Source organism: Mycobacterium sp. H4Y (assembly GCF_000364405.1).
GTDB classification, from domain to species: domain Bacteria; phylum Actinomycetota; class Actinomycetes; order Mycobacteriales; family Mycobacteriaceae; genus Mycobacterium; species Mycobacterium intracellulare.
Genome location: NZ_AKIG01000001.1, coordinates 2631264 through 2652081, shown reverse-complemented (window position 1 = coordinate 2652081; position 20818 = coordinate 2631264). Strand labels below are relative to the sequence as shown.

The window sequence follows — 20818 nt, the reverse complement described above, 5'->3', positions numbered from 1 at the left end:
CTGATCGCCTACGCCAGCAAGCGACGCCGCCAAGCGATGGCCCGGGGACGTGCGGCTGTTTGGCAGCGCCGTGATCGGCAGGCGGCGACCGCTGGCGGACAACAGTGCCCGTCATGCGGAGACGCGCGCCAACTCCCAAGCGAATCACCCAGATTCGCTGACCGGCAGCGTACGCGCTTGTGCGGGGTATGCGCGCCTGGTTCTCACCCCAGAGTCGACACGACGAGCCCAGGCCGCTCGCGGCGCAATCACCACGTGAAATCCGTTGGGGGCGTGGGGCAACCGATTTCCCGAGCGCGGAAGCGTTGACATGACCGCGCCCGCCGCCGTACCCGGTTCACCGCGCCCCGGTCTAGGAGCGCCCAGGGCGCGTAAAGCCCGACGGTCCCCGTTCCGCGCGGACGTCGTCGTCGATGTGATCCAGGACGGTCCGAGCATGGCTGGGCGCATTGCCTCGCTGAGTGCCCGACTGATGATCCGGCCCGCACTGAGCGTGGGCAGCCACCTGCCCTCGGCGCCCTGGCCATGGGGCGCCGTTGAGATCGCCGCTCGCGCCATCGCCCCGCCACCGGGCACGGTACGCACGGGTGTCGGGCTGGCGCACTGCAGTGCGCAGCTAGTCCGCGCCGCCGGAGTGCTACCGGCCGACGGCTCCCACCGGGCCGTCCTGTACCTGCACGGCGGAGCCTTCCTCACCTGCGGCGCCCACTCGCACGGTCGGCTGGTCAGCATGCTGTCCGGCTTCGCCGACAGCCCCGTACTGGTGCCCAACTACCGCAAGATCCCCAAACATGCGATCGGCGAGGCGATCGAGGACTGCTACGACGGGTACCGCTGGTTGCGACGACAGGGTTACCAGCCCGACCAGATCGTGTTGGCCGGCGATTCCGCCGGCGGCTATCTGGCACTAGCGCTGGCCCAACGCCTGCTCGAGTGCGGTGAGCAGCCGGCAGCGATGGCGGCCATGTCACCGCTGCTGCAACTGGCCACGCAACCCAAAACGACTCATCCCAACGTCGGCTCGGACGCGATGTTTCCGCCCAGAGCGTTCGACGCCTTCCACGCCTTGATCACTCGCGCCGCAGGGCGCACCGCCGCCTACGGGCATTCCGACGCGCTCTACGAGCCGCTCGACCACATCCGACCCGGCCTGCCGCCCATGCTGATCCATGTGTCCGGTTGCGAGGTGTTGCTTCACGACGCGCAGCTGGCGGCTCAACGACTGGCCGCCGCCGGGGTGCCGGTCGAAGTGCAGGTATGGCCGGGCCAAATCCACGTGTTCCAGCTCGCCGCGCCGATGATCCCCGAAGCCATCCGCTCGTTGCGTCAGATCGGCCGCTACATCCGCGAGGCGACCGGATAGCCGGAGGAACCTGGGGATTTCGAAGATGGATTTCGGGGCGCTGCCGCCTGAGATCAACTCCGGCCGAATGTATTCCGGTCCCGGCTGCGGGTCGATGCTGGCCGCCTCGGCGGCCTGGGACGGGCTGGCCGCCGACCTGTATTGCGCCGCCGGCTCCTATGGGTCGGTGATCTCGGACCTCACCAGCGCAGCATGGCTGGGTCCCGGGTCGGTGGCGATGGCGGCCGCCGCCGCACCCTACGTCTCCTGGCTGACGACGACGGCGGCCCTGTGCGAGCAGGCCGCTGCCGAGGCCAGGGTCGCCGCGGCCGCCTACGAGGCCGCTTTCGCGATGACGGTGCCTCCACCGGTGGTCGCGGCCAACCGTGCGCAGCTGATGTTGCTGATCGCGACGAACTTCTTCGGCCAAAACACCCCGGCGATCGCGGCCACCGAAGCCGAGTACGGCGAAATGTGGGCCCAAGACGCCGGGGCGATGTACGGGTATGCGGGCGCATCCGCTGCGGCTTCGGCGTTACCGCCGTTTACCTCGCCCCTTCCCACCACCGATCCAGCAGGGGTCGCCGAACAGGGCGCCGCGGCTGCCCACGCCGGCACCACGACAGCCGGCACGGCCACCCAGGCCATCCTGTCGGCGGGCTCGCAGCTGCTCTCCGCGGTACCCAATGCGCTTCAGGGACTTGCGCTTCCTCTACCGGCCGCGGCAGGACTTCCCTCGTTCTTGGAATTGCTGAGCTTACTGAGCCCGGTGAACCTGGCCGTCTCATCGGCGGCGACAGCCATCACGTCCACGGGGACGGCCGGGTCGTATGCGGGCTTGGGCTACGCGGCGCACTACGACCCGGACGGTGCCAGCAAGATGGACGCCGTATTGGAACGTTTGGGGGCGCTTTCGGGAGGTCCGGGAGCGAGCGCAGCAGCGTCATTGGGTTCGGCGGAGAGGGCGGGCAGCGGTGCGGCGCCCGTGCTGTCGGCGGGGGTGGGCCGAGCCTCCTCAATCGGCGCGCTGTCGGTGCCGCCGGGCTGGGCCGCGGCCACGCCGACCATCAGGGCCGTCGCGGTGACATGGCCGAACTCCCTCCCCGGCCCCATCCCCCCGACCGTCCTGGCGACGAATCCGGAAAACATGCTCAACGAAATGGCTTTGGCGAGTATGGCGATGCGCGGCATCCGCGGTGCTCCGCCCCAAAGCCGGTCCACGATCACCATCACCGTGACGCCACGCCCGCCGGATGACGGCGGGGCGCGCATCACGATGTGAACCGGTTCGCGCTCACCCGGGTGATTTGGCTCGCCGGGTGATGACGACTCACCCCGCACCGGTGAATGCTGACTCGACAGCCGGCGAGCGGAGGGCAAGTGCAGTCGACGATGTACCAGATCTGCATTCGAGGCCGCGTGACCGAGCGGCTCGGGTCCGCATTAGAAGGGATGCGCCTCGAGGCCGGTGCGACCGAAACCGTGTTCACCGGTGAAATCCGCGACCAGTCACAGCTTTACGGACTTCTCGACCGGGTCCGTGATCTCGGCCTCGAGCTCGTCAGCGTACAACCGCAGCCCGCGGCTGACCCGACGACAACCACCCATATCAGGAAGGACCTGTAATGCGAGCCATCACTGTTTCAGATCGTCACGCCGGTGTCGCCGGCCTGTCGCTGACGGACCTGCCCTACCCCCAGGCGGCCGACAACGACGTCGTCGTGCGGGTACACGCCGCCGGTTTCACACCCGGCGAGCTTGACTGGCCGCACACGTGGATCGACCGCTCGGGTCACGACCGGACACCGAGCGTGCCCGGCCACGAGCTGTCGGGCGTCGTGGTTGAGTTGGGTTACGGCACCACACTTTTGACTGTCGGCCAGCGGGTGTTCGGACTCGCCGACTGGGCCCGCAACGGCTCGCTGGCGGAGTACGCCGCGGTGGAAGCCCGCAATCTCGCACCGCTGCCGATGGACATCGACCACACCGTGGCCGCGGCGCTGCCGATCTCTGGATTGGCCGCCTGGCAGGGCCTGTTCGACCACGGCCGCCTCGCCGCCGGGCAAACGGTTCTGATCCACGGCGCCGCGGGTGGGGTCGGGTCGATCGCGGTGCAGCTCGCCCGCGAGGTCGGTGCGCGCGTCATCGGCACCGGCCGGACCGCAGACCGCGACCGAGCGGAGGAGCTCGGCGTGCACGCCTTCCTCGACTTGGAGACCGAAAAGCTCGAGGACGCAGGCGAAGTCGATGTGGTGTTTGACGTGATCGGCGGGGAGGTCCTCGCCCGATCGGCCGCACTGGTGCGGGCGGGCGGGACGCTCGTCACCATCGCGGAGCCGCCGAAGACCCAGCCGCACGACGGACGGGCAGTTTTCTTCCTTGTCGAAGCCGACCGCGCCCAGCTCGCAGACCTCGCCGCGCGAGTGCGGGACGGACGCCTCAAGCCAGTCGTCGGCGCGGTCCTGCCGCTCGCCGACGCCGCCACCGCGTTCGCTCCCGGCAAGCGCATCCCCGGCAAGACGATCCTGCGGGTCGTCGAGGACTGAAAAGGGAAGGCGGCCAAAATGGCCCTAAAACCGCTCGCCGCGCTGACCGTGGCGGTGATGCTCGCGCCTGCCGCGCACGCCGAGCCGGCGCCAGAGAATCCGGAGCAAAAGCCGGTGGTCCGCCCGGTTTTCAATCAACCCACCAATGTGCCGGGCAAATCACTTGAGGCAGTGAGCGTCAGCTATCCGCCCGGAGCCAAGAGCGAAGCCCACCACCACGCGAAATCGGCGTTCATCGTGGCGTACGTGATCTCGGGTGCGATCCGCAGTCAGGTCGAAGGTGAGCCGGCACGCGTCTATCACGTCGGGGAGACATGGAGTGAAGCGCCCGGCGCCCACCACACCATCAGTGAAAATGCCAGCGCCACCGAACCCGCCGAATTGCTGGCGGTGTTCCTCCTGGACACCGGAGACGGACCGCTCACCACGGACGACAACGCGAGCCATGCGCACGCCTGATCCGATCCGAGTTGTCCGGATGGCACTACGAGTCTCACTCGCGGCGGCCTTTCTGTCCGCTGTTGCGGACCGATTCGGGTGGTGGGAACCGTTTGGGCAGGGTAGCTGGGGGAGTATGGACCGCTTCGCCGACTATGCCCACCGGCTTGTTCCGTATGCTTCTGGATGGTCGTTGACCGTCATCGTGTGGGCCGCCACCGCCACCGAAGCGAGCCTGGCGATCCTGCTCCTGGCCGGCTGGTGGCCGAAACTCGTCGGGGCGGCGACCTGCCTGGTGCTCACTGTATTTGGGACCGCGATGGCCGTATCCCTCGGTATCGAGTCACCGCTTAGCTACAGCGTCTTCTCCGCGGCAAGCGCCGCCGCGGCCTACGCCATACTCGGCGCGACATCGCCGGCACCCGCCGCTGGCGCCTCATGCAGTCCGGAAACTTCCAACCGTCGCAACCCGGCTCGTTGTAACGGGTGAGCCTGATGAAAGCGAGCAAGGACTTCGACGTGATCGTCATAGGCGGCGGGGTGGCCGGTGTGGCCGCCGTGCGCAAGCTCGCGTCCGTGGGCCTGTCGGTAGCGCTCATCGACGATCGTCTGGTCGGCGGGGAGTGCCATTATTGGGGCTGCAACCCCAGCAAAACACTGCTGCGCCCGATCGAGGTGTTCAACCTCGCGAGGTCGGTTCCAGGTGTGCGAGAAGCTATTTCGGACCGAAAGATCGACGTGGCCGCCGTCTTCGCGAAGCGCGATGCGATCATCGAGCACCTTTCGGACGACGACCGAAGAGCATCGCTACGGCAAGCCGGGGTCGCGGTGTTTCACGGCTTCGGACGGCTGAGCGGAGAACGAACAGTGCGCGTGGCCTACGCCCCGGGAGATACCACCGAAGTCGTCCTGACGGCACACCATGCGGTCGTCGTGGCGACCGGCACTCGTCCTAACGTGCCGGAGATACCTGGGCTGGCGCAAGCCCGCCCGTGGACCAATCGGGACTTGACGACCATGACGCGGGTTCCACCTCGCGCGTTGGTGGTGGGTGGCGGCCCCGTCGCTGTTGAGTTCGCGACCATCCTGACCGGATTCGGCTCGGCGGTAACACTTCTGGTACGTGAAAACACCCTGATCGCCAACTGCGAACCCCAAGCTCGTGAACTGGTCACGCAGTCGCTGCGAAGCAAAGGTGTCACGATTCATTTTGAGACAGAGTTGTCGGCGGTATGCCGGCCCGTGGCGGGTGGCTGCGTCAACGCGACTTTCCACGGCCAGACCATCGAGGTCGACGAAATAGTGCTTGCCGCCGGACGGCGCAACAACACAGACAACATCGGACTGGAAACCCTTGGCCTGCCAAGAGGCGAGTTCGTCTCCGTGGACGACCATCTGCAAGCGGTCGGCGTCACCGGCGGCTGGCTCTACGCGCTGGGGGATACCACGGGGCGTGCCCGGCTGTCTCATATCTCCACCTACCACGGCCGCGTCGTGGCCGACATCATCGCGGCCCGGGCCGCGGGACGGGAACTGTCCGAGAACGAGTTGACCGCCCACGATGCCGGCAACCTGGCGCAGGTTATCCACACTGACCCTCAAGTGGCGTGGGCGGGGCGCACCGAAAGTCAGGCCCGAGCAGAAGGATTCGCGGTGCGGACGCGGACCGCCCGTTACCCCGGCGCAGTGTCATTCCTCGCCCTATACCGGGATGGCTTCCAAGGATGGGCGAAACTGGTCATCAACGACGAGACCGACACATTGCTCGGGGCGACCTTCGTCGGCCCGCAGTTCTCGGAATTGGTTCAAGCGGCCACCCTGGCCATCGTCGCGAAGGTCCCGGTCAGCCTCCTACGCCATGCGGTCGCGCCGCATCCGACGGTCAATCAGGTCTGGGATCCGCTACTGGCCGAAGAGTCCGAACTCGCCCGGTTACTGAAAACCGAGACGCAGAAAGCGCAGAAGAGCGCTTGAGCCTTGGAAGGAACCACGATGACCTACGACCGGCCGCCCTCCTCGCCGTGACCATGCTTGTGGCGGGGATCCGCACGCTCGGCGGAAACGTGGAGACGTTCGACGTGGACGACCCGCGACCCTTGGCGGCCGACGAGGTCCTCATCGACGTTCTCGGCGCCGGGGTCGGCAACTGGGACAACATCATTCGCTACGGGGGTTGGGACGTTGGCGCGGGGCCGCCACTGGCACTCGGCGTCGAGGCGGCCGGGGTCATCAAAGCCGTCGGCAACAGCCCGGGCGGATTCGGTGTGGGCGATGAGGTGCTGTGTCACCCTGTGCCGCTACGCGATCAGGGCACTTGGGCGCCGCTGCTGATCGCATCCACCGGATCGCTCGCCAAGAAACCGCCCGAGATTCCGTGGGAGACCGCAGGGATCTTTCCGGTGCCGGCGTTGACCGCCGAGCAGGTGGTCGGCGAGGCGTTGGCCCTTCGCGGGGGAGAGACGTTGCTCGTTCATGGCGCGGGTGGGATCACCGGCGGCCTCATTGTCCAGCTGGCCGCCCTGCGCGGTGTCGATGTGCTCGCCACCGCCGGCCCGCGCAGCGCCGTCCGGGTCCGCGGGCATGGCGCCCGCGAAGTCATCGACTACCGCGATCCGCTGTGGCCGCAACACGCAAGGGCGTTGGCGAGGGGCTCTATCGACGCCGTCGCCAACGCCGCCCCCGGGGGTGCTGCTGCGGCGATGACCGCGCTTGCCGACGGCGGCCGACTGGCCACCATCACCCCGGATCCACCCGCATCGGCCCGCGGAATCAGCGTGACAGCGGTGTACGTCCGTTCCGACGGGGCTCAACTCGGCCGCCTCGCCGCGCTACTCGCTACCGGTCGATTGAGCATGCCGGCCCCACGCTCCTGCGGCCTTGATCGGGCCGCCGCCGCCCTCGCGCATGTCGTCGCAGGCCACGAGGCCAGCGGAGTCGCCATCACGACAGACAGCTCACAAAGTCAGCCGAAAAGCACACACCGCCAAGGAGTCTCGCGATGACCACCATTACCCCGATCCGCACCGGAGTGGCCGATCACATCGGGCACTACGCCGACGCCGTCGCCGTATCCGGCGGCGGCACACAGATCTTCGTCTCCGGAACACCCGGCGTGCGCGAAGACGGCACGCTGCCCGAGGATTTCACCGAGGAGGCGCGCCAGTGCTGGACCAATGTCGAAAACGCGCTCGGCAAGGCCGGCGCCACGCTCACCGACATTGTCTACATGCGCCAGTGGATCACCAATCGCGACAACGCGGCCGCCTACCTGGCCGTGAGTAAAGAGTTCATCCGCCACCGACCCGGCGGCATGTTCAGCATCATCGACGGGCTGGTATGGCCGGACATCCGCGTGGAAGTCGAAGTCATCGCGATCCTGCCGGCATGAGCGATCACGCGAAAGTCGACTTGTCCACCGACGAACTGCTGACCACGACCCGATCGGTGCGCAGACGACTCGATCTGACCAGACCCGTTCCCCTCGGCCTGATCCGGGAATGCCTCGAGATTGCGGTGCAGGCACCGACATCGGCCAACGTGCAGAACTGGAGCTTCATCGTGGTCACCGACGCCGAACAGCGCCGTGCGATCGCCGATGTGTACCGCCGCACCTGGAACCTGATCGCGGCGTCGCCGTTCGCGGTCGCCGATCGGTTCAAGGAGGACCCCGCACGCAATCGCGAGCAACGCAAAGTGTCCGACAGCGCGGCGTACCTCGCCGAGCATTTCAGCGAAGTCCCCGTCTTGATGATCCCGTGCGTAGAGGTGATCGACGGTGACGGCACGCTGACGGCCGAAAACGCCAACCAGTATTGGAGTTCGATCATGCCCGCCACCTGGAGCTACATGCTCGCGGCGCGCTCTCGGGGCCTGGGAACCACGTGGACCGGAGTGACCATCATGGCCGACGACGAGATGCGGGCCATCCTCGGCCTGCCCGACAACGTGTACCACGCCACGACCATCCCCACCGCCTACTACACCGGCACTACCTTCCGCCGTGCCCGACGGGTTCCACTGGATGACGTGCTGCATTTCGACCGATGGTGAGCCCCAACGGGTTTGGCGTCCGGTCGCGATCACGTGCCGAACGGACTCCGCAGTGACGTGGCGCGATGCGGCACCGACAAGTCGCGCGATGGTGGTCGCGGTGATGGTGTCGATGGTCGCGTTCCTCGACTCCACCGTGATCAACCTGGCCTTGCCGGCCACCGAACACGACCTCGGGGGTGGCCTGGTGCTGCAGCAATGGATCGTCGACGGCTACCTGTTGGCGATGGTGGCAGCGATGTTGCCCGGCGGCTCCGTCTCGGACCTGTTCGGGCGCGTTCCGGTGATGCGCTTCGGGCTGCTGGCTTTCGGCGCGGGCTCGGTCCTGGCGGCGGTCGCCACCTCTCCGGCGATGCTGATCGCCGCGCGCCTCGTCCAAGGCCTGGGTGCCGCGTTCCTGGTGCCGGGCTCGCTGGCGCTGATCAACACGGTCTTCGACAAGGCGCAGCGGTCCGCGGCGATCGGCGTCTGGACCGGGTGGACGGGAACCGCCTTCGCTGCGGGCCCCCTGCTGGGCGGACTGTGCGTCGACTTTCTCGGCTGGCGTTGGATTTTCGTATTGTCCGCGATCCCCATGGCGGTCGGCTATGCGCTGACGTTCTGGCTGTGCCAAGTGTCGGGGCGGGTCAAAGGCGCCCGTGTCGATACCGCGGGGGTGGGCCTGTCGGCGGTGGGGCTGGGCGCGACCGTATATGCGTTGATCGAATCCCAACGCGATGGCTGGACCGACCCGGCGGTCCTCGCACCATTGGTGGTCGGGGTCGCCGCCCTGGCCGGCTTCGTGAGCTGGCAACGCCGCAGCAGGTGCCCGATGCTTCCGTTGCCGCTGTTCACCTTTCGCAACTTCGCGGCCGCCAACCTCGTCACCGCCTTCGTCTACAGCGCATTGACGCTGGGATCGCTGGCCGTCGCCCTCTACACCCAGGAAGTCGGCCGGTACTCCGCCACCGCGGCCGGGCTGGCCACCCTGCCGATTCCGGCGCTGTCGTTCGTGTTCGCCCGCCATGTCGGTCGCATCGCCGCGCGGGTGGGGCCACGCGCGTTCCTGATCGGGGGGCCCGCCTTGGCTGGGATCGGGCTGCTGCTGATCCGCCCGAAACCTGCTGGATTCCATGCGGTTACCGACCTCGTCCCGGGGATGACTGTCCTAGCCTTAGGACTCGTCGCGACGGTCACACCGCTGATGTCGGTGACACTGGCCTCGGTGCCGACCGAACACAGCGGCCTGGCGTCGGCGATCAACAACGCCGTCTCGCGGCTGGCCGCGCTGATGTCGATCGGGTCCATGGGCCTGATCACCGTCGGCACGGCGAGCGCGGACGGATTCGCCCACGTGTTGGAGGTAAGCGCCGCACTGTTCGGTCTGGGCGCGTTGTGCGCCGCCCTGTTGATATCCAATTCGCCTGCCGGGTGCCGACCAGTGCCATGCGACATCGCGGCGTTGTGCCGTGACCGGCCCGGTGTACAACCCGCCGTGGCCTCGAGTCCGTCTGCCGCGATGGAGGAGACATGACAGCACTACCCGTACCGTCAGGGGCCGACGACCACGAGCGCATGATGACCATGCTGACCGGTTTCTGGGTCACCCAGATCATCTGTGCAGCAGCGACTTTCAACGTGGCGGATCATCTCGCATCAGGTACCGACACGGCTGAAGCGATCGCGGCGGAGGAATGCATCGATCCGGACGCCACTCGGAGGCTGATCCGTGCCTGCGCCTCGCTGGGTCTTGTCACGTCGACCGATGGTGTGCGGCTCAGTGGGACGTCCTTGCTCAGTACGCTGCTGCGCGACGACCCGAACTCGTTGCGTGGCATGGTCCTTGCCCAAGCCGCGCCTGGTCATTGGCTGACCTGGGGCCACTTCCCGGATGCTGTTCGCAGCGGCACCGGCCAGATGGAGGCTGCACACGGCACACCCGGCACGATCTTCGACTATCTGGCCGCGCATCCCGACGAGGCGAGTCATTTCACCGAAGCGATGTCGAATCTCAGTGCGGCCGCTGCGATCGAGATCGCAAAGGTGGTCGATACCCGAGGCGTCAAATACGCGCTCGACGTCGGGGGAGCAAACGGCGAGGTGCTTCGGGCGATGATGCGGGCCAACCCCCACCTGCGCGGTGGCGTCTTCGACTTGCCGCACATCGTGCCCGACGCCGCGGCCGCGGCTCGCAAAGAGGGTCTGCAGGAACGACTTACCGCGGTGGGAGGCGACTTTTTCGAGTCTGTACCGTCCTCGGATCTTTATGTGCTCAAATACATCCTGCACGACTGGGACGACCAGAACTGCATGCGGATCTTGAGAAACTGCCGTGCCGCCCTCCAAGAGGGTGGGCGGCTCGTCGTCATCGACTATCTCGTCGGAGAATTCGGGCTTCCTGGGCTGCCGGCAATGATGGACATGAACATGTTGGTCATGAATGGTGGCAGGGAACGTGAGATCGCCGAGTTCGACGCGCTCTTCGCCTCCACCGGACTTCGCCGCACGACCGTCGGCCAGACCGGGCAGTTCGCCGTCATAGAAGCCGTAGCGATCTGAACACGGCAGCCACCCCGGGAATCAACTCGACCGCGATGGCGTTCGGCTAGCCGTGGCGCACGCGAAGAGATGTCTTAATATCAGCCCGTCGAGCATTCCTGATCGGGGGGCACGGTGTTGACGCTTCTCAAGCGGGCATGGGTTCCGCTGGTCGTGGCTGTGGCGCTGGTCATCGGTGGCGTCGCAGTGATCCGACTCAACGGCGTTTTCCCAGGACCCGGGCTGCCCAAGCCCGATCCCCGGGACGCGACCCCGCCGTATGCGGCCAAGACCGCCATCTACGAAATCCTGGGACCGCCCGGGACGACCGGCGTCGTCAACTGGATGGATGCGGAGTCACTGCCGCAGAAGGCCAACTTCACCACCTTGCCATGGTCGAAGACGATCGTCGCCGAGATGCCCGGCATCTTCGCCTACGTCGTCGCCCAAGGTGACAGTCCCTTCATCGGCTGCCGCATCACCGTCGACGGCAAGTTGGTCGATCAACAACAGGCCACCAACCGGAACGCGCAGGTTTCCTGCTTGGACAAGTCCGCGTGAGCAGCGATAGCAGCGACGCTGACGACACGGCCGAAATCCCCGTCGTGCAGCGCACCGAGGTTGAGCGGAAACCGCGGATCGCCCGCACCATCCGCGTCCTGGCACTGCCGATCATCGTGGTCTGGCTGCTGATCGCGATCGGCGTCAACGTCTTCGTCCCACAGCTGGAAAAGGTTGCCGAGGAAGTCTCGGTGCCGCTCTCGCCGTCCGACGCGCCCTCGGTGACCGGGATGAAGCACATCGGGGAGAAATTCAAGGAGTACGACTCCGACAACCTCGTCCTGGTGACCCTGGTCGGTGACAAACCCCTCGGCGAGGATGCTCACCGGTTTTACGACGATCTGGTCAAGAAGCTGCAGCAGGACCACGAACACGTCGAGCATGCGCTGAATTTCTGGGGACAGCGATTCACGTCTTCCGGTGTCGAGAGCTACGACCACAAGGCCGCCTATGTTCAGGTCAACCTGCGGGGTGACCAAGGCGGGGCCGTCGGCGACAAATCGGTTGCGGCGGTTCGCAAAATCGTCGCGGACTCGAAACCGCCGGCCGGGGTGAAGGCCTACGTCGCCGGTCAGGGAGCCCTGACCGCCGACACGATCGTCGTCGGCGACGCGAGCCTGGCCAAGATGACGATCATCACCATCATCATCATCGCGATCATGCTGATGTTCGTCTATCGATCCATCGGCACGGTGTTGCTGACGATGGTCATCCTGTTCGTCGGACTGGCCACCGGTCGCGGCGTCGTTGCGCTGCTGGGCGAAACCGGCATCATGGGGCTGTCGACCTTCGCCGTCAACTTGTTGACGGCACTGGCCATCGCCGCCGGCACCGACTACGCCATATTCATGGTCGGCCGCTACCAGGAGGGCCGCGAACGGGGGCTGGATCGCGAAGCCGCCTATTACGACACGTTCGCCGGTGTCACCAAGGTGGTGCTGGGCTCGGGTTTGACGATTGTCGGGGCGCTGGCCTGTCTGAAATTCACCCGGCTGCCGTACTTCAGCTCGCTGGCGTTTCCGTGTGCGGTCGGTCTGCTGGTGGTGGTGGCCGCGGGCGTCACGCTGACGCCCGCGCTGATCGCCTTCGCAAGCGGCTTCGGCCTTTTCGACCCGAAGCGCGAGTTCAACTACACGCGGTGGCGCCGCTTGGCGACGGCCATCGTGCGGTGGCCGGCGCCCATCCTCGCTACGTCGGTCATCCTGGCGATCGTCGGCGCAATTGGCTTGATGGGCTTCACTCCTCGTTACAACGACCTGTACTACCTGCCGCCGAGCGCTTCGTCGGTGCAGGCGTACACCGCGGCCGATCAACACTTCACCCAGGCCCGGTTGAACCCGGACCTTCTGATGATCGAATCGGACCACGATCTGCGCAATCCGAGGGACATGCTGGTCCTGGACAAGATCGCCGGTGCCATTTTCCGGGTGCCGGGCATCGAACGTGTGCAGAGCATCACCAGGCCTCTGGGCCCGCCGATTCAAGACGGATCGATTCCGTTCCAGCTCAGTGTGCAAAGCGCGCCGATCCGCAGCAACCTGAACTACCTGAAGGATCGCGTCGCCGACATCAAGAAGATCACCGGTTTCCTCGACACCCAGATCGCGCTGTTGGAGCGTCAATACGCGGTCACACAGAAGCTCGCGAACGCCGCCGACGACAGCTCGAAAACCACGGGGGAGACGGCGGCCATCACGGACGAAATCCGAGATCACATCGCGGATTTCGACGACTTCTGGAGACCGATTCGCAGCTACTTCTACTGGGAGAAGCACTGCTACGACATCCCGATCTGCTGGTCGCTACGGAGCCTGTTCGACGCGCTGGACGGGTTCGATCTGCTGGCCGAAAAGTTCCACGCCCTCACGAGCGACCTCACCAACACGGCCAAGGCCACGCGCGAACTGCTGGCGATCATCCCCGAGAACATCGCCGTCTCGAAGTCGATCCGGGATACGACGCTGACCATCTACAGCTCGTTCGACAGCCTGATCGATCAGTTCGACCGGTTGACCGACACGAACGCCGTGATGGGCAAGTCCTTCAACGACGCCCAGGTGGAGAGCCTGTTCTACCTGCCACCCGAAATCTTCCAGAACTCGGACTTCCAGTTGGGGTTGAGCCTGATGGTGTCGCCGGACGGCAAGGCCGCGCGCTTCATCATCACTCACTCCGTGGATCCGGCGACGTCGAAGGGAATCGCGTCCGTCGATCAGGAGCGCCAGGCGGCCAAGGAGGCGCTGAAACTCACTTCGCTGGAGAACGCGGACATCTACCTCGGCGGCACGGCCGCAACGTTTTACGACATCGCCAACGGCGCCAAGTACGACCTGATGATCGCCGGGGTGGCCTCGATCGTGCTCATCTTCATCATCATGGTGATCGTGACCCGCGCGTTGGTCGCGGCGGGCGTCATCGTCGGCACCATCGTGATGTCGCTAGGGGCCGCCTTCGGGTTCTCGACACTGATCTGGCAGCACCTTGGTGATTTCCAGTTGCACTGGGTGGCAACCGAATTCGCGTTGATCGTGCTCCTGGCGGTGGGGTCCGACTACAACCTGATGCTGGTGTCCCGCATCGAGGAGGAGATCGGAGCGGGGCTGAAAACGGGACTCATCCGCGGCATGGGTGTGACCGGGCCGGTGGTGACGGCCGCTGGCGTGGTGTTCGCCGTCACCATGGGCACGATGATCACCAGCGATCTCCGGGCGATCGGCCAATTCGGCACGACGATCGGCATCGGCCTGTTGTTCGACACGTTCGTCGTCCGATCGCTCATCACGCCGTCGATCATGACGGTGATGGGACGCTGGTTCTGGTGGCCGAAGCGGGTACGGGTCCGCCCGGCCAGCCAGATGCTTCGGTCGGTCGGGCCCCGCCCGCTGGTTCGTGCACTGCTGTACCACCCGCAGCGGGGGGTGCCGTCCGATTCACGGACGTAGCAGCGGGAGGGGCAATCGGTCTACGTTTCGCGATGCGCCGCCATGGCGGCTTCGCGCTGAGCCTTCTCTTTTACGTGGGTCGAGCAGCAATGCACGATCTCGCAATGGTAGCGGTCACTGCATTCGTGCGAACAATAGACCGATGCGGCCGGCAGCCAGTCCGGATCGGATAGGTCACGCCGCCGGGCATCCGGGTCGAACGTGTGGCCGCAATGCACGCAGGTCTTGGTCTTGACCATACTGGTCAGGATACGCGCGGCGGCCCTGAATCGGTGCAGGTTTCTTATCGCGAGCGGACAATTTCCGTTCCGCAAAACAGGTGGCGGCCATTTCAAAATAATTTCGTTGCGCTTGCAAATTAACTATCTCCTGAAAACCGAGCCGTCGTCGTCGATTCTCACCGCAAAGTCAATTCACTCACCCGGGTGAATACGGGGCCGGGGTGATGACAGCTCACCCCGCCTGTCCGCAGTCTCAATACGAGCAGAGCCGGACGGGATTACTACCCCGGTTGGGGGCTCGTCAGGAGAACCGGGAAGGGACCCGAGCATGCATTTTGACGGCAAGAAGGTCATCGTTGTGGGCGGCAGTGCGGGCATGGGCCGGCAGGTCGCTCTCGATGTCGTCGACCATGGCGGCAGCGCGGTGATCATCGGACGTTCGAAAGACCGTGTCGATGACACCGTCGCTGAGCTGACGAACCGGCGTGGCCACGCCTGGGGCATCGCCGCCGAACTGACCGACCGCGCCGCGATTGCCGATGTGCAGCGCGCGCTTGCCGAACAGCACAGCGATGCGACCCTGCTGGTCAACGCGGCCGGATTCTTCATCCCCAAGCCGTTTCTCGAGTACGACCAGCAGTTCTACGACTCCTACATGGAGCTCAACTACGCCCTGTTCTTCCTGACCCAGACCGTCGTTGCGGGCATGGTCGCCAAGGGCGAGGGCGGGGCCATCGTCAACATCGGCAGCATGTGGGCGCATCAGGCCGTCGGCCGGACCCCATCGGCGGGGCATTCCATGCAAAAGGCCGGGCTGCATGCGCTCACCCACAACTTGGCCATCGAGCTTGCCGGGCACAAGATCCGCGTCAACGCGGTGGCACCGGCCGCGGTGAAGACCCCTGCCCTCGAGCGATGGGTCCCGAAGGACGAGATCGATGCCACGCTAGAGACGTTCGCGCCGTTTCATCCCTTGGGACGGGTCGGCACCGCCGCCGACGTCGCCAACGCCGTGACGTATCTGCTGTCGGATGAGGCCAGTTGGGTCACCGGCGCGATCCTCAACGTCGACGGCGGCGTCATGGCCGGCCGCAACTGATCGAACGTGCACTGCCGAAAAGCCCATCCGGTGTTAGTCAGTCGCTTCGGGCCGCAGACCGAACTTTGTCCATTGAGCTACGGCAACGTGGCGCACGCTATGGCGTGATCGGGGTGTGCATCGGCTCGGGCCAGGGGGTGGCGGTAGTGGCGGAAAACCCTGATGCGGTGTAGCTTTCGTCGCCCCGGCGCAGGGCTGCGCGGGGTGCCAGTTGTGATGACATGGAAGGGATAGCTGATCGTGAGCGAATCTGCAACGTCGATGGGCAGTATCGAACGCAGTGCCCACGATGGACTACAGACAATCGTCACCGACAACGCCCAAGACAATCGGTTCGAGGCCGCTGTCGACGGCCAGGTGATCGGTCGGCAGCCCTACCGCCGCTACCGCGCGCACATCGTGTTGATGGCCACCGAAGTCGATGCGCCATGGCGTGATCGGGGCGTCTCCTCGGCAATGATCAGTGGTGTGCTCACTCTGATCCGAGGGGCCGGACACACGGTCATTCCGCGGTGCAAGATCACGGCCGACTACATCCTGCGCCATCCCGAATATCGGGACCTGGTTGCCGACCAATATCAGGGATTGCTCCGCCCGGTGTCGCGGCCCGCTCCGGACACGCCCTGACCGGGCTTCAGGTGCGCGTTGTGCTGTAGCCGGCTGCCGTCAGCCGGGCTGGGTCAGGTCGGGAACCGCGGCCGCATCGCCGGCGGCGAACACCTCGGGGTGACCGGGCACCTGCAGATCGGCTGCACCGTGATCCGGCCCTTCTCGGTCGGCGGCCGCAGATCTTGGATCAGCGGGGCGCCGGTCACCCCGGTCACTGAGGCGATCGTGCGGGTGTCGATGCGCGAATCATCGCTGAACACAACGTGATCGGCGTGTGGTCCGGCCACGGTTCGCGAGCGATGCAGATGGAGTCGATGACGCTTCGGTCACAAATGATTCCGCCGGAGCGCAGGCTCATCCATCCACGCTCGGGTCCACTGCGGCGCGCCACTCACCCGGGTGAAGTGGTGGTGGGGGTGATGACAGCTCACCCCGCCTGGTTGCAGTTTCACTGGGAGAAGGACCGGGCAGATTCCGTCTTGAGGGCGGCCGAGCTGGACGTGATGGTGGATTGGGAGGGGAAGGTGGAATTGACGTGGCAACTGACATCTTGAGGCCGGGCGGGCCACCCGCTAGGTCTGTCGGGCGCACCGAAGGCAAGTCGGTGTTCCAAGGCACTATCGGTGTCCGCCACATCCTCGACAAGCTTGATGCGGAGGGGCGCTTCTCGGTCCTCGAGCATCCGATGTCGCCACGAGCGCTGGCCGCACCGCTTCATCGCCACCACAACGAAGATGAGTACAGCTGGATCATCGAGGGACGTGTAGGAGCTTTGCTCGGCGATGAAGTGCTCTATGGCGGGCCCGCCGACTTCATCTTCAAGCCGCGGGGCCAATGGCATACGTTCTGGAATGCGGGTGACGAACCCGCCCGCATCCTCGAGATCATTTCCCCCGCAGGATTTGAGCAGTTCTTCGACGAGCTCACCGACCTTGGCGGTGTGGACAAGATATCGACGGAGAGCCTAGACGAACTCTGTGCACGCTACGAGCTGGAGATGGACGTCGACAGCGTGCCCGAACTCTGCAAACGCTTCGGCGTGAGATTCCCCGGTGAGCCCATTTGATGAAAGGAACCCCCGCATGTCCAAGCCCGAATTCTTCGATACGCCCGGGTACGGCGAGATTGCCCGCACCCGCAACCACTACCGCCAAGCTCTGCGCATCGGCGATCGCATCGAGATCTCCGGGCAGGGCGGCTGGGACGCGAATTTCACCTTGTCGGTCACATCCTTAGAGGACGAGATCGACAAGGCGTGTGACAACATCGAGAAAACCCTCGCCGAGGCGGGCGCCACCTGGGGCGACGTGGTGAACGTACACTCCTACCATGTCCCCACCGCCGACGATTCCATTGGCAGTCAACACATGTCGTTGATGGTGGACCAGTTCCGCAAGCGGCTCGGTGAACGGCAGCCGCTGTGGACCGCACTGGGCGTCGAGGCGCTCGCACTGGCCGGCCAGCGCGTCGAAATCGAGGTCGTCGCCATCGCCGGATTTGGCAGCAAGTAGACCGGTTCGGTCAAGAACAACTCGGAAAGGTCCATCATGAAGATCGTGGTCATCGGCGGTCGCGGGCTTATCGGCTCGAAGGTGGTGAGCCAGCTCAGCGCGCAAGGACACGACGTGCTCGTCGCCTCCCGCCGATCCGGTGTCGATTCACTCACCGGTGAAGGCCTGGCCGACGCCGTCGCCGGTGCGGACGTCCTGGTCGACGTCGCCGATTCGCCGGTGTTCGACGATGAACCCGTGATGCACTTCTTCACCACCGCGACCGCGAATCTTCTCGCTGCCGAACGGGAAGCGGGGGTCAAACACCACGTCGCGTTGTCCGTGGTGGGCGCGCAGAGCATGCCGGACAGCGGCTACAACACCGCGAAAGCCGCTCAGGAGAAGCTGATCAAGGATTCGGGCGTGCCTTATTCGATCGTGCGAGCAACTCCGTTCTACGAATTCGCGGTCGGCTTGGCCGATTCCGCCACGGACGGGGACATTGTCAGGTTGCCACCCGCACTGTTCCGTCCCATCGCCGCCGACGACGTCGCCACCGCCGTGGCCCGCGCGGCGGTCGAGCCCCCGAGCAACGGCGTGACGGAGATCGCCGGACCCGAAGCGATGGGAATGGACGACTTTGTCCGCACGGGCCTCGCCGCCGGCGGTGATCATCGACGGGTCGTGACCGACGCCCAGGCCCCGTACTTCGGCGCGGTGATCGACGATCACACCCTCGCACCCGACGACAACGCCACGATCTTCACCACTCGATACTCCGACTGGATCGATGCGCACCGCGCGTCGTAACCTCAGGCTGAGGCAGCGAATGTTGTTGGATGCGAACGACTCCGAACCGAAATCAACGTTCACCGTGCTGCAGGAAGTGCGGTCGCCGTCGATTCCGGCCGACGCCCACGTACTGACCGTCCTCATCAACCATCCACCCGGCGCCCCCGGAAACCCGCCGCATCGGCTTCCCGGCGGACCGGGATTCGGGTACATGATCGACGGGGAGATGCTGTTCGAGATCGAAGGTGAAGCGCCCCGCGTCCTCCGCGCGGGAGACGCGTTCTGGGGGGCCGGCGGCGACGTGATCCACTACCGGGACGCGAACAACCGCGCTGACATTCCTTGTAGCTTCGTCCTCACGTTGCTGTGTGTGCCGGGGCGACCGTTGCGCGAATGGGTTACCCAAGAGGAGCTCGAGGCGCGAAAGGGTTTGCGGGTCAACGGCTGAACGGCCGGCGGCCCGCTGCGCCCGGCTTCGCGCCGCCGCAGGCTAAAGGTGGAACGGCAGGTGGGGCAGATGCAGGTGGTGGTGGTGCGGGTGGCCCATGGGCGGGCACGTCTCCAAGCTGATCATCGCCGCGTGCAGCACACCGCCGTCTTGAGTTCCGTTAGCGCCCAGGCATTTACCGTTGGTGATCGCCTGGGCGTCCGACGGTGTCTGCCGTTGATATGAGGTCGATTCGGTGACGGTCACGGTGGTGGGCGCGCCCGGGCCGCCGGGGCCCAGCCCGGTGACGGTGATGGTGTTGCCCGACACCGACGCAACCGTCCCGTAGAACCCGGCCGGCGGCGGGCACTTGCCGTCCGCGGACGCGGTGACCGTCACCGCTTGCGCGGTGACCGCCCCGGGGGTCGGCGCGCTCTGCGGGGTGGCGCGGACGTTCACGCAGCTGCCGGGGGTCACGTCGGCCAGCTTGGCCGGGGTGACCTGGACAACCCTCGTCTCGGGCGTGTAATCCACACTCGCGGAGCCGGTTCGCGTCCGCAGCGCGATCGTGCCAGCCGACACCGACTGGACCATGCCCTCGACGTAATCCTTGCCGACCGGCGGCGGCGGGGGCGGCGCCGGCGGTGGCACCGCGCTCGGTGCGGCGCTGGGCGGGACGGCCGTGACGGCGGGCGGCGCGTTACTGCTCGACGTGTCGCGCGGGGAGTCGCACATGGCCACGCACAACGCGATGAAAACGATCACCGCGGCGATCGCGATGTGCGTCGGCCGGGGTTTCAACGAAGCGGCACGCACAGACTCTTCTCCATCACATGTTCGCCCTCGTGGCCAATCACCCCCGGCGGGCGCGGTTTTCGCTCGCGCCCGCCGGCGGTGACGGCAATCTCAGCTGGCTCGAGCCTGGGTCATCCACCCTGGCCGGGCTGCTTGGGCTTGCCGCATTTGCCGTCGACGGCCTGTCGTAGCTTGATGCTCGTCGCCTGCAGCGCGCCGCCGCTGTCCGTGGTTCCGCGCGCGGACAGGCACTTGCCCGGCGCGATCGCTTCGGTGTTCGCGCTGGTCTGCTTGGTGTATTTGGTCTTGTCGTCGACCGTGACCGTCGTCTGCGTGGTGTTTCCGCTGGCATCCGTGCCGGTCAGGTTGATGGTGTTGCCCGACACCGACGCAACCGAACCCCGCACCCAGGCCGGCTTGGCGGGGGCCGGCGACGGCGAGCCGGACGGCGGTGTGCTGCTGGCCCCGCCGGGGGTGGACTCGTGCGGTTTGGGGCAGGTGCCGTTGACGGACTCGCTGATCTTGACCTTCGCGGCCGTCACCGGCTGCCCGGGCGCCGATCCCTCGGTGGGCTTCACGCTGAGGCAGCTGCCCTGGGTCACGTCGGGCAGGCCGGCCGGAACGGCCTCGGTGATCTTGGTGGTCGAGGTGAAGTTCACCGCGGCGGTCGCGTTGTCTTCCTTGGTGACCTGGATGGAGTTGCCGGCCACCGACGCGATAAGGCCGCTGACCTTAGCTTCGGCGTTCGGGGTGGACGAGGGGGCCGCCGAGGTCACGGTGGACGTCGACGTCGAGGTCGAGGTGGAGGTGGAGCTGGATTTGTTCGACGAGCCGCAGGCGGACAGGGACAGGGCGGTGGCCCCCGCGACCGCGAATACCGCGAAGCGCGTGAGCCGGGGCACGGCACAGCTGGCAGACATCAACGTTTCTCCATTCGTCGGTGAGAGCGAACGTCATGGTTTACCCATTTGAGCTGTGCGTAACCTGTG

The 20818-nt window shown here is 66.0% G+C and carries 24 protein-coding genes and 1 pseudogene; 21 read left to right on the top strand and 4 right to left on the bottom strand.

Annotated features, from left to right (window positions below; translation table 11 throughout):
* The first annotated feature begins 310 nt into the window (after nucleotides 1–310).
* The 14 genes from W7U_RS11405 to W7U_RS11340 all read left to right on the top strand — a co-directional run bounded on the left by W7U_RS11405 (nucleotide 311) and on the right by W7U_RS11340 (nucleotide 14396).
* Nucleotides 311–1363, top strand: a complete 1053-nt coding sequence (locus W7U_RS11405; RefSeq protein ID WP_036428998.1) for an alpha/beta hydrolase — start codon at nucleotides 311–313, stop codon at nucleotides 1361–1363.
* Between the two features lie 25 nt (nucleotides 1364–1388).
* Nucleotides 1389–2624, top strand: coding sequence for a PPE family protein (locus tag W7U_RS11400; protein ID WP_008258036.1), 1236 nt, complete (start codon nucleotides 1389–1391; stop codon nucleotides 2622–2624).
* A 98-nt stretch (nucleotides 2625–2722) separates the two neighbouring features.
* On the top strand, nucleotides 2723–2968 hold the full coding sequence (locus tag W7U_RS11395; protein WP_085976450.1) for a hypothetical protein: 246 nt from the start codon (nucleotides 2723–2725) through the stop codon (nucleotides 2966–2968).
* Entirely contained in the window at nucleotides 2968–3888 is a 921-nt protein-coding gene (locus W7U_RS11390) for an NADP-dependent oxidoreductase (protein WP_008258031.1), read from the top strand. The genes W7U_RS11395 and W7U_RS11390 overlap by 1 nt, the downstream gene beginning before the upstream one ends.
* An 18-nt stretch (nucleotides 3889–3906) precedes the next feature.
* The gene (locus W7U_RS11385) at nucleotides 3907–4347 is read left to right on the top strand and encodes a cupin domain-containing protein (protein ID WP_008258030.1); all 441 of its coding nucleotides are present in this window, start codon (nucleotides 3907–3909) and stop codon (nucleotides 4345–4347) included.
* A complete protein-coding gene (locus W7U_RS11380; RefSeq protein ID WP_050989387.1) occupies nucleotides 4334–4816 on the top strand; it encodes a hypothetical protein in 483 nt (160 codons plus the stop codon). The genes W7U_RS11385 and W7U_RS11380 overlap by 14 nt, the downstream gene beginning before the upstream one ends.
* A gap of 5 nt (nucleotides 4817–4821) precedes the next feature.
* On the top strand, nucleotides 4822–6300 hold the full coding sequence (locus tag W7U_RS11375; protein ID WP_008258029.1) for an NAD(P)/FAD-dependent oxidoreductase: 1479 nt from the start codon (nucleotides 4822–4824) through the stop codon (nucleotides 6298–6300).
* A gap of 53 nt (nucleotides 6301–6353) precedes the next feature.
* Nucleotides 6354–7328 carry an NADP-dependent oxidoreductase gene (locus tag W7U_RS11370; protein WP_232518829.1) on the top strand — a complete coding sequence of 325 codons (975 nt, stop codon included), beginning with the start codon at nucleotides 6354–6356 and terminating at the stop codon, nucleotides 7326–7328.
* A complete protein-coding gene (locus W7U_RS11365; RefSeq protein WP_008258020.1) occupies nucleotides 7325–7714 on the top strand; it encodes a Rid family hydrolase in 390 nt (129 codons plus the stop codon). The genes W7U_RS11370 and W7U_RS11365 overlap by 4 nt, the downstream gene beginning before the upstream one ends.
* Nucleotides 7711–8376 (top strand): nitroreductase family protein, encoded by a 666-nt coding sequence (locus W7U_RS11360; protein WP_008258018.1) that lies wholly within the window; start codon nucleotides 7711–7713, stop codon nucleotides 8374–8376. The genes W7U_RS11365 and W7U_RS11360 overlap by 4 nt, the downstream gene beginning before the upstream one ends.
* A 52-nt stretch (nucleotides 8377–8428) precedes the next feature.
* Nucleotides 8429–9889 carry an MFS transporter gene (locus W7U_RS11355; RefSeq protein ID WP_036428997.1) on the top strand — a complete coding sequence of 487 codons (1461 nt, stop codon included), beginning with the start codon at nucleotides 8429–8431 and terminating at the stop codon, nucleotides 9887–9889.
* On the top strand, nucleotides 9886–10914 hold the full coding sequence (locus tag W7U_RS11350) for a methyltransferase (protein WP_036428995.1): 1029 nt from the start codon (nucleotides 9886–9888) through the stop codon (nucleotides 10912–10914). The genes W7U_RS11355 and W7U_RS11350 overlap by 4 nt, the downstream gene beginning before the upstream one ends.
* A gap of 117 nt (nucleotides 10915–11031) precedes the next feature.
* Entirely contained in the window at nucleotides 11032–11454 is a 423-nt protein-coding gene (locus W7U_RS11345; protein WP_170320597.1) for an MmpS family transport accessory protein, read from the top strand.
* A complete protein-coding gene (locus tag W7U_RS11340) occupies nucleotides 11451–14396 on the top strand; it encodes an RND family transporter (protein ID WP_008258011.1) in 2946 nt (981 codons plus the stop codon). Before W7U_RS11345 ends, W7U_RS11340 begins: the two co-directional genes overlap by 4 nt.
* Before the next feature lie 20 nt (nucleotides 14397–14416).
* Here the strand turns inward: W7U_RS11340 and W7U_RS11335 are convergent, their stop codons facing one another.
* A complete protein-coding gene (locus tag W7U_RS11335) occupies nucleotides 14417–14635 on the bottom strand; it encodes a hypothetical protein (protein ID WP_008258009.1) in 219 nt (72 codons plus the stop codon).
* 310 nt (nucleotides 14636–14945) lie between these two features.
* Here W7U_RS11335 and W7U_RS11330 point away from each other — a divergent pair, with 310 nt between their 5' ends.
* Nucleotides 14946–15716, top strand: a complete 771-nt coding sequence (locus W7U_RS11330; protein WP_008258007.1) for an SDR family oxidoreductase — start codon at nucleotides 14946–14948, stop codon at nucleotides 15714–15716.
* Between the two features lie 240 nt (nucleotides 15717–15956).
* The gene (locus tag W7U_RS11325) at nucleotides 15957–16343 is read left to right on the top strand and encodes a GNAT family N-acetyltransferase (RefSeq protein WP_036428993.1); all 387 of its coding nucleotides are present in this window, start codon (nucleotides 15957–15959) and stop codon (nucleotides 16341–16343) included.
* 42 nt (nucleotides 16344–16385) lie between these two features.
* Here W7U_RS11325 and W7U_RS11320 read toward each other — a convergent pair.
* A pseudogene (locus W7U_RS11320) lies at nucleotides 16386–16600 on the bottom strand (NAD(P)/FAD-dependent oxidoreductase); the annotation flags it as partial.
* A gap of 260 nt (nucleotides 16601–16860) precedes the next feature.
* Between W7U_RS11320 and W7U_RS11310 the strand changes: the two are divergent.
* Genes W7U_RS11310 through W7U_RS11295 form a run of 4 tightly spaced genes read left to right on the top strand, consistent with a single transcriptional unit; the run spans nucleotide 16861 to nucleotide 19055 of the window.
* Nucleotides 16861–17391 carry a cupin domain-containing protein gene (locus W7U_RS11310; protein WP_232518819.1) on the top strand — a complete coding sequence of 177 codons (531 nt, stop codon included), beginning with the start codon at nucleotides 16861–16863 and terminating at the stop codon, nucleotides 17389–17391.
* Between the two features lie 16 nt (nucleotides 17392–17407).
* Nucleotides 17408–17836 (top strand): Rid family hydrolase, encoded by a 429-nt coding sequence (locus W7U_RS11305; RefSeq protein WP_008258002.1) that lies wholly within the window; start codon nucleotides 17408–17410, stop codon nucleotides 17834–17836.
* A gap of 36 nt (nucleotides 17837–17872) precedes the next feature.
* Nucleotides 17873–18625, top strand: coding sequence for an SDR family oxidoreductase (locus W7U_RS11300; protein WP_008258001.1), 753 nt, complete (start codon nucleotides 17873–17875; stop codon nucleotides 18623–18625).
* Nucleotides 18626–18644: 19 nt separating this feature from the next.
* Nucleotides 18645–19055: a cupin domain-containing protein gene (locus W7U_RS11295; RefSeq protein ID WP_008258000.1), complete on the top strand. Its 411-nt coding sequence runs from the start codon at nucleotides 18645–18647 to the stop codon at nucleotides 19053–19055.
* Nucleotides 19056–19097: 42 nt separating this feature from the next.
* Here W7U_RS11295 and W7U_RS11290 read toward each other — a convergent pair whose 3' ends face one another.
* Both W7U_RS11290 and W7U_RS11285 read right to left on the bottom strand, forming a co-directional pair.
* Nucleotides 19098–19835, bottom strand: coding sequence for a DUF5666 domain-containing protein (locus tag W7U_RS11290; protein ID WP_014380449.1), 738 nt, complete (start codon nucleotides 19833–19835; stop codon nucleotides 19098–19100).
* A gap of 125 nt (nucleotides 19836–19960) precedes the next feature.
* Nucleotides 19961–20539, bottom strand: a complete 579-nt coding sequence (locus W7U_RS11285) for a DUF5666 domain-containing protein (RefSeq protein ID WP_008257998.1) — start codon at nucleotides 20537–20539, stop codon at nucleotides 19961–19963.
* Between W7U_RS11285 and W7U_RS26755 the strand changes: the two genes are divergently transcribed.
* On the top strand, nucleotides 20523–20801 hold the full coding sequence (locus W7U_RS26755) for a hypothetical protein (RefSeq protein WP_014380448.1): 279 nt from the start codon (nucleotides 20523–20525) through the stop codon (nucleotides 20799–20801). The genes W7U_RS11285 and W7U_RS26755 overlap by 17 nt on opposite strands.
* The last annotated feature ends 17 nt before the right edge of the window (nucleotides 20802–20818 follow it).

What these genes read in the sequence shown, in the direction of transcription:
- W7U_RS11375 (WP_008258029.1), top strand. Translation starts at nt 4,822, where the DNA reads ATGAAAGCGAGCAAGGACTTCGACGTGATCGTCATAGGCGGCGGGGTG.
- W7U_RS11350 (WP_036428995.1), top strand. Translation starts at nt 9,886, where the DNA reads ATGACAGCACTACCCGTACCGTCAGGGGCCGACGACCACGAGCGCATG.
- W7U_RS11305 (WP_008258002.1), top strand. Translation starts at nt 17,408, where the DNA reads ATGTCCAAGCCCGAATTCTTCGATACGCCCGGGTACGGCGAGATTGCC.
- W7U_RS11405 (WP_036428998.1), top strand. Translation starts at nt 311, where the DNA reads ATGACCGCGCCCGCCGCCGTACCCGGTTCACCGCGCCCCGGTCTAGGA.
- W7U_RS11295 (WP_008258000.1), top strand. Translation starts at nt 18,645, where the DNA reads ATGTTGTTGGATGCGAACGACTCCGAACCGAAATCAACGTTCACCGTG.
- W7U_RS11360 (WP_008258018.1), top strand. Translation starts at nt 7,711, where the DNA reads ATGAGCGATCACGCGAAAGTCGACTTGTCCACCGACGAACTGCTGACC.
- W7U_RS11370 (WP_232518829.1), top strand. Translation starts at nt 6,354, where the DNA reads ATGCTTGTGGCGGGGATCCGCACGCTCGGCGGAAACGTGGAGACGTTC.
- W7U_RS11385 (WP_008258030.1), top strand. Translation starts at nt 3,907, where the DNA reads ATGGCCCTAAAACCGCTCGCCGCGCTGACCGTGGCGGTGATGCTCGCG.
- W7U_RS11400 (WP_008258036.1), top strand. Translation starts at nt 1,389, where the DNA reads ATGGATTTCGGGGCGCTGCCGCCTGAGATCAACTCCGGCCGAATGTAT.
- W7U_RS11330 (WP_008258007.1), top strand. Translation starts at nt 14,946, where the DNA reads ATGCATTTTGACGGCAAGAAGGTCATCGTTGTGGGCGGCAGTGCGGGC.
- W7U_RS11390 (WP_008258031.1), top strand. Translation starts at nt 2,968, where the DNA reads ATGCGAGCCATCACTGTTTCAGATCGTCACGCCGGTGTCGCCGGCCTG.
- W7U_RS11335 (WP_008258009.1), bottom strand. Translation starts at nt 14,635, where the DNA reads ATGGTCAAGACCAAGACCTGCGTGCATTGCGGCCACACGTTCGACCCG.
- W7U_RS11380 (WP_050989387.1), top strand. Translation starts at nt 4,334, where the DNA reads ATGCGCACGCCTGATCCGATCCGAGTTGTCCGGATGGCACTACGAGTC.
- W7U_RS11365 (WP_008258020.1), top strand. Translation starts at nt 7,325, where the DNA reads ATGACCACCATTACCCCGATCCGCACCGGAGTGGCCGATCACATCGGG.
- W7U_RS26755 (WP_014380448.1), top strand. Translation starts at nt 20,523, where the DNA reads ATGGAGTTGCCGGCCACCGACGCGATAAGGCCGCTGACCTTAGCTTCG.
- W7U_RS11300 (WP_008258001.1), top strand. Translation starts at nt 17,873, where the DNA reads ATGAAGATCGTGGTCATCGGCGGTCGCGGGCTTATCGGCTCGAAGGTG.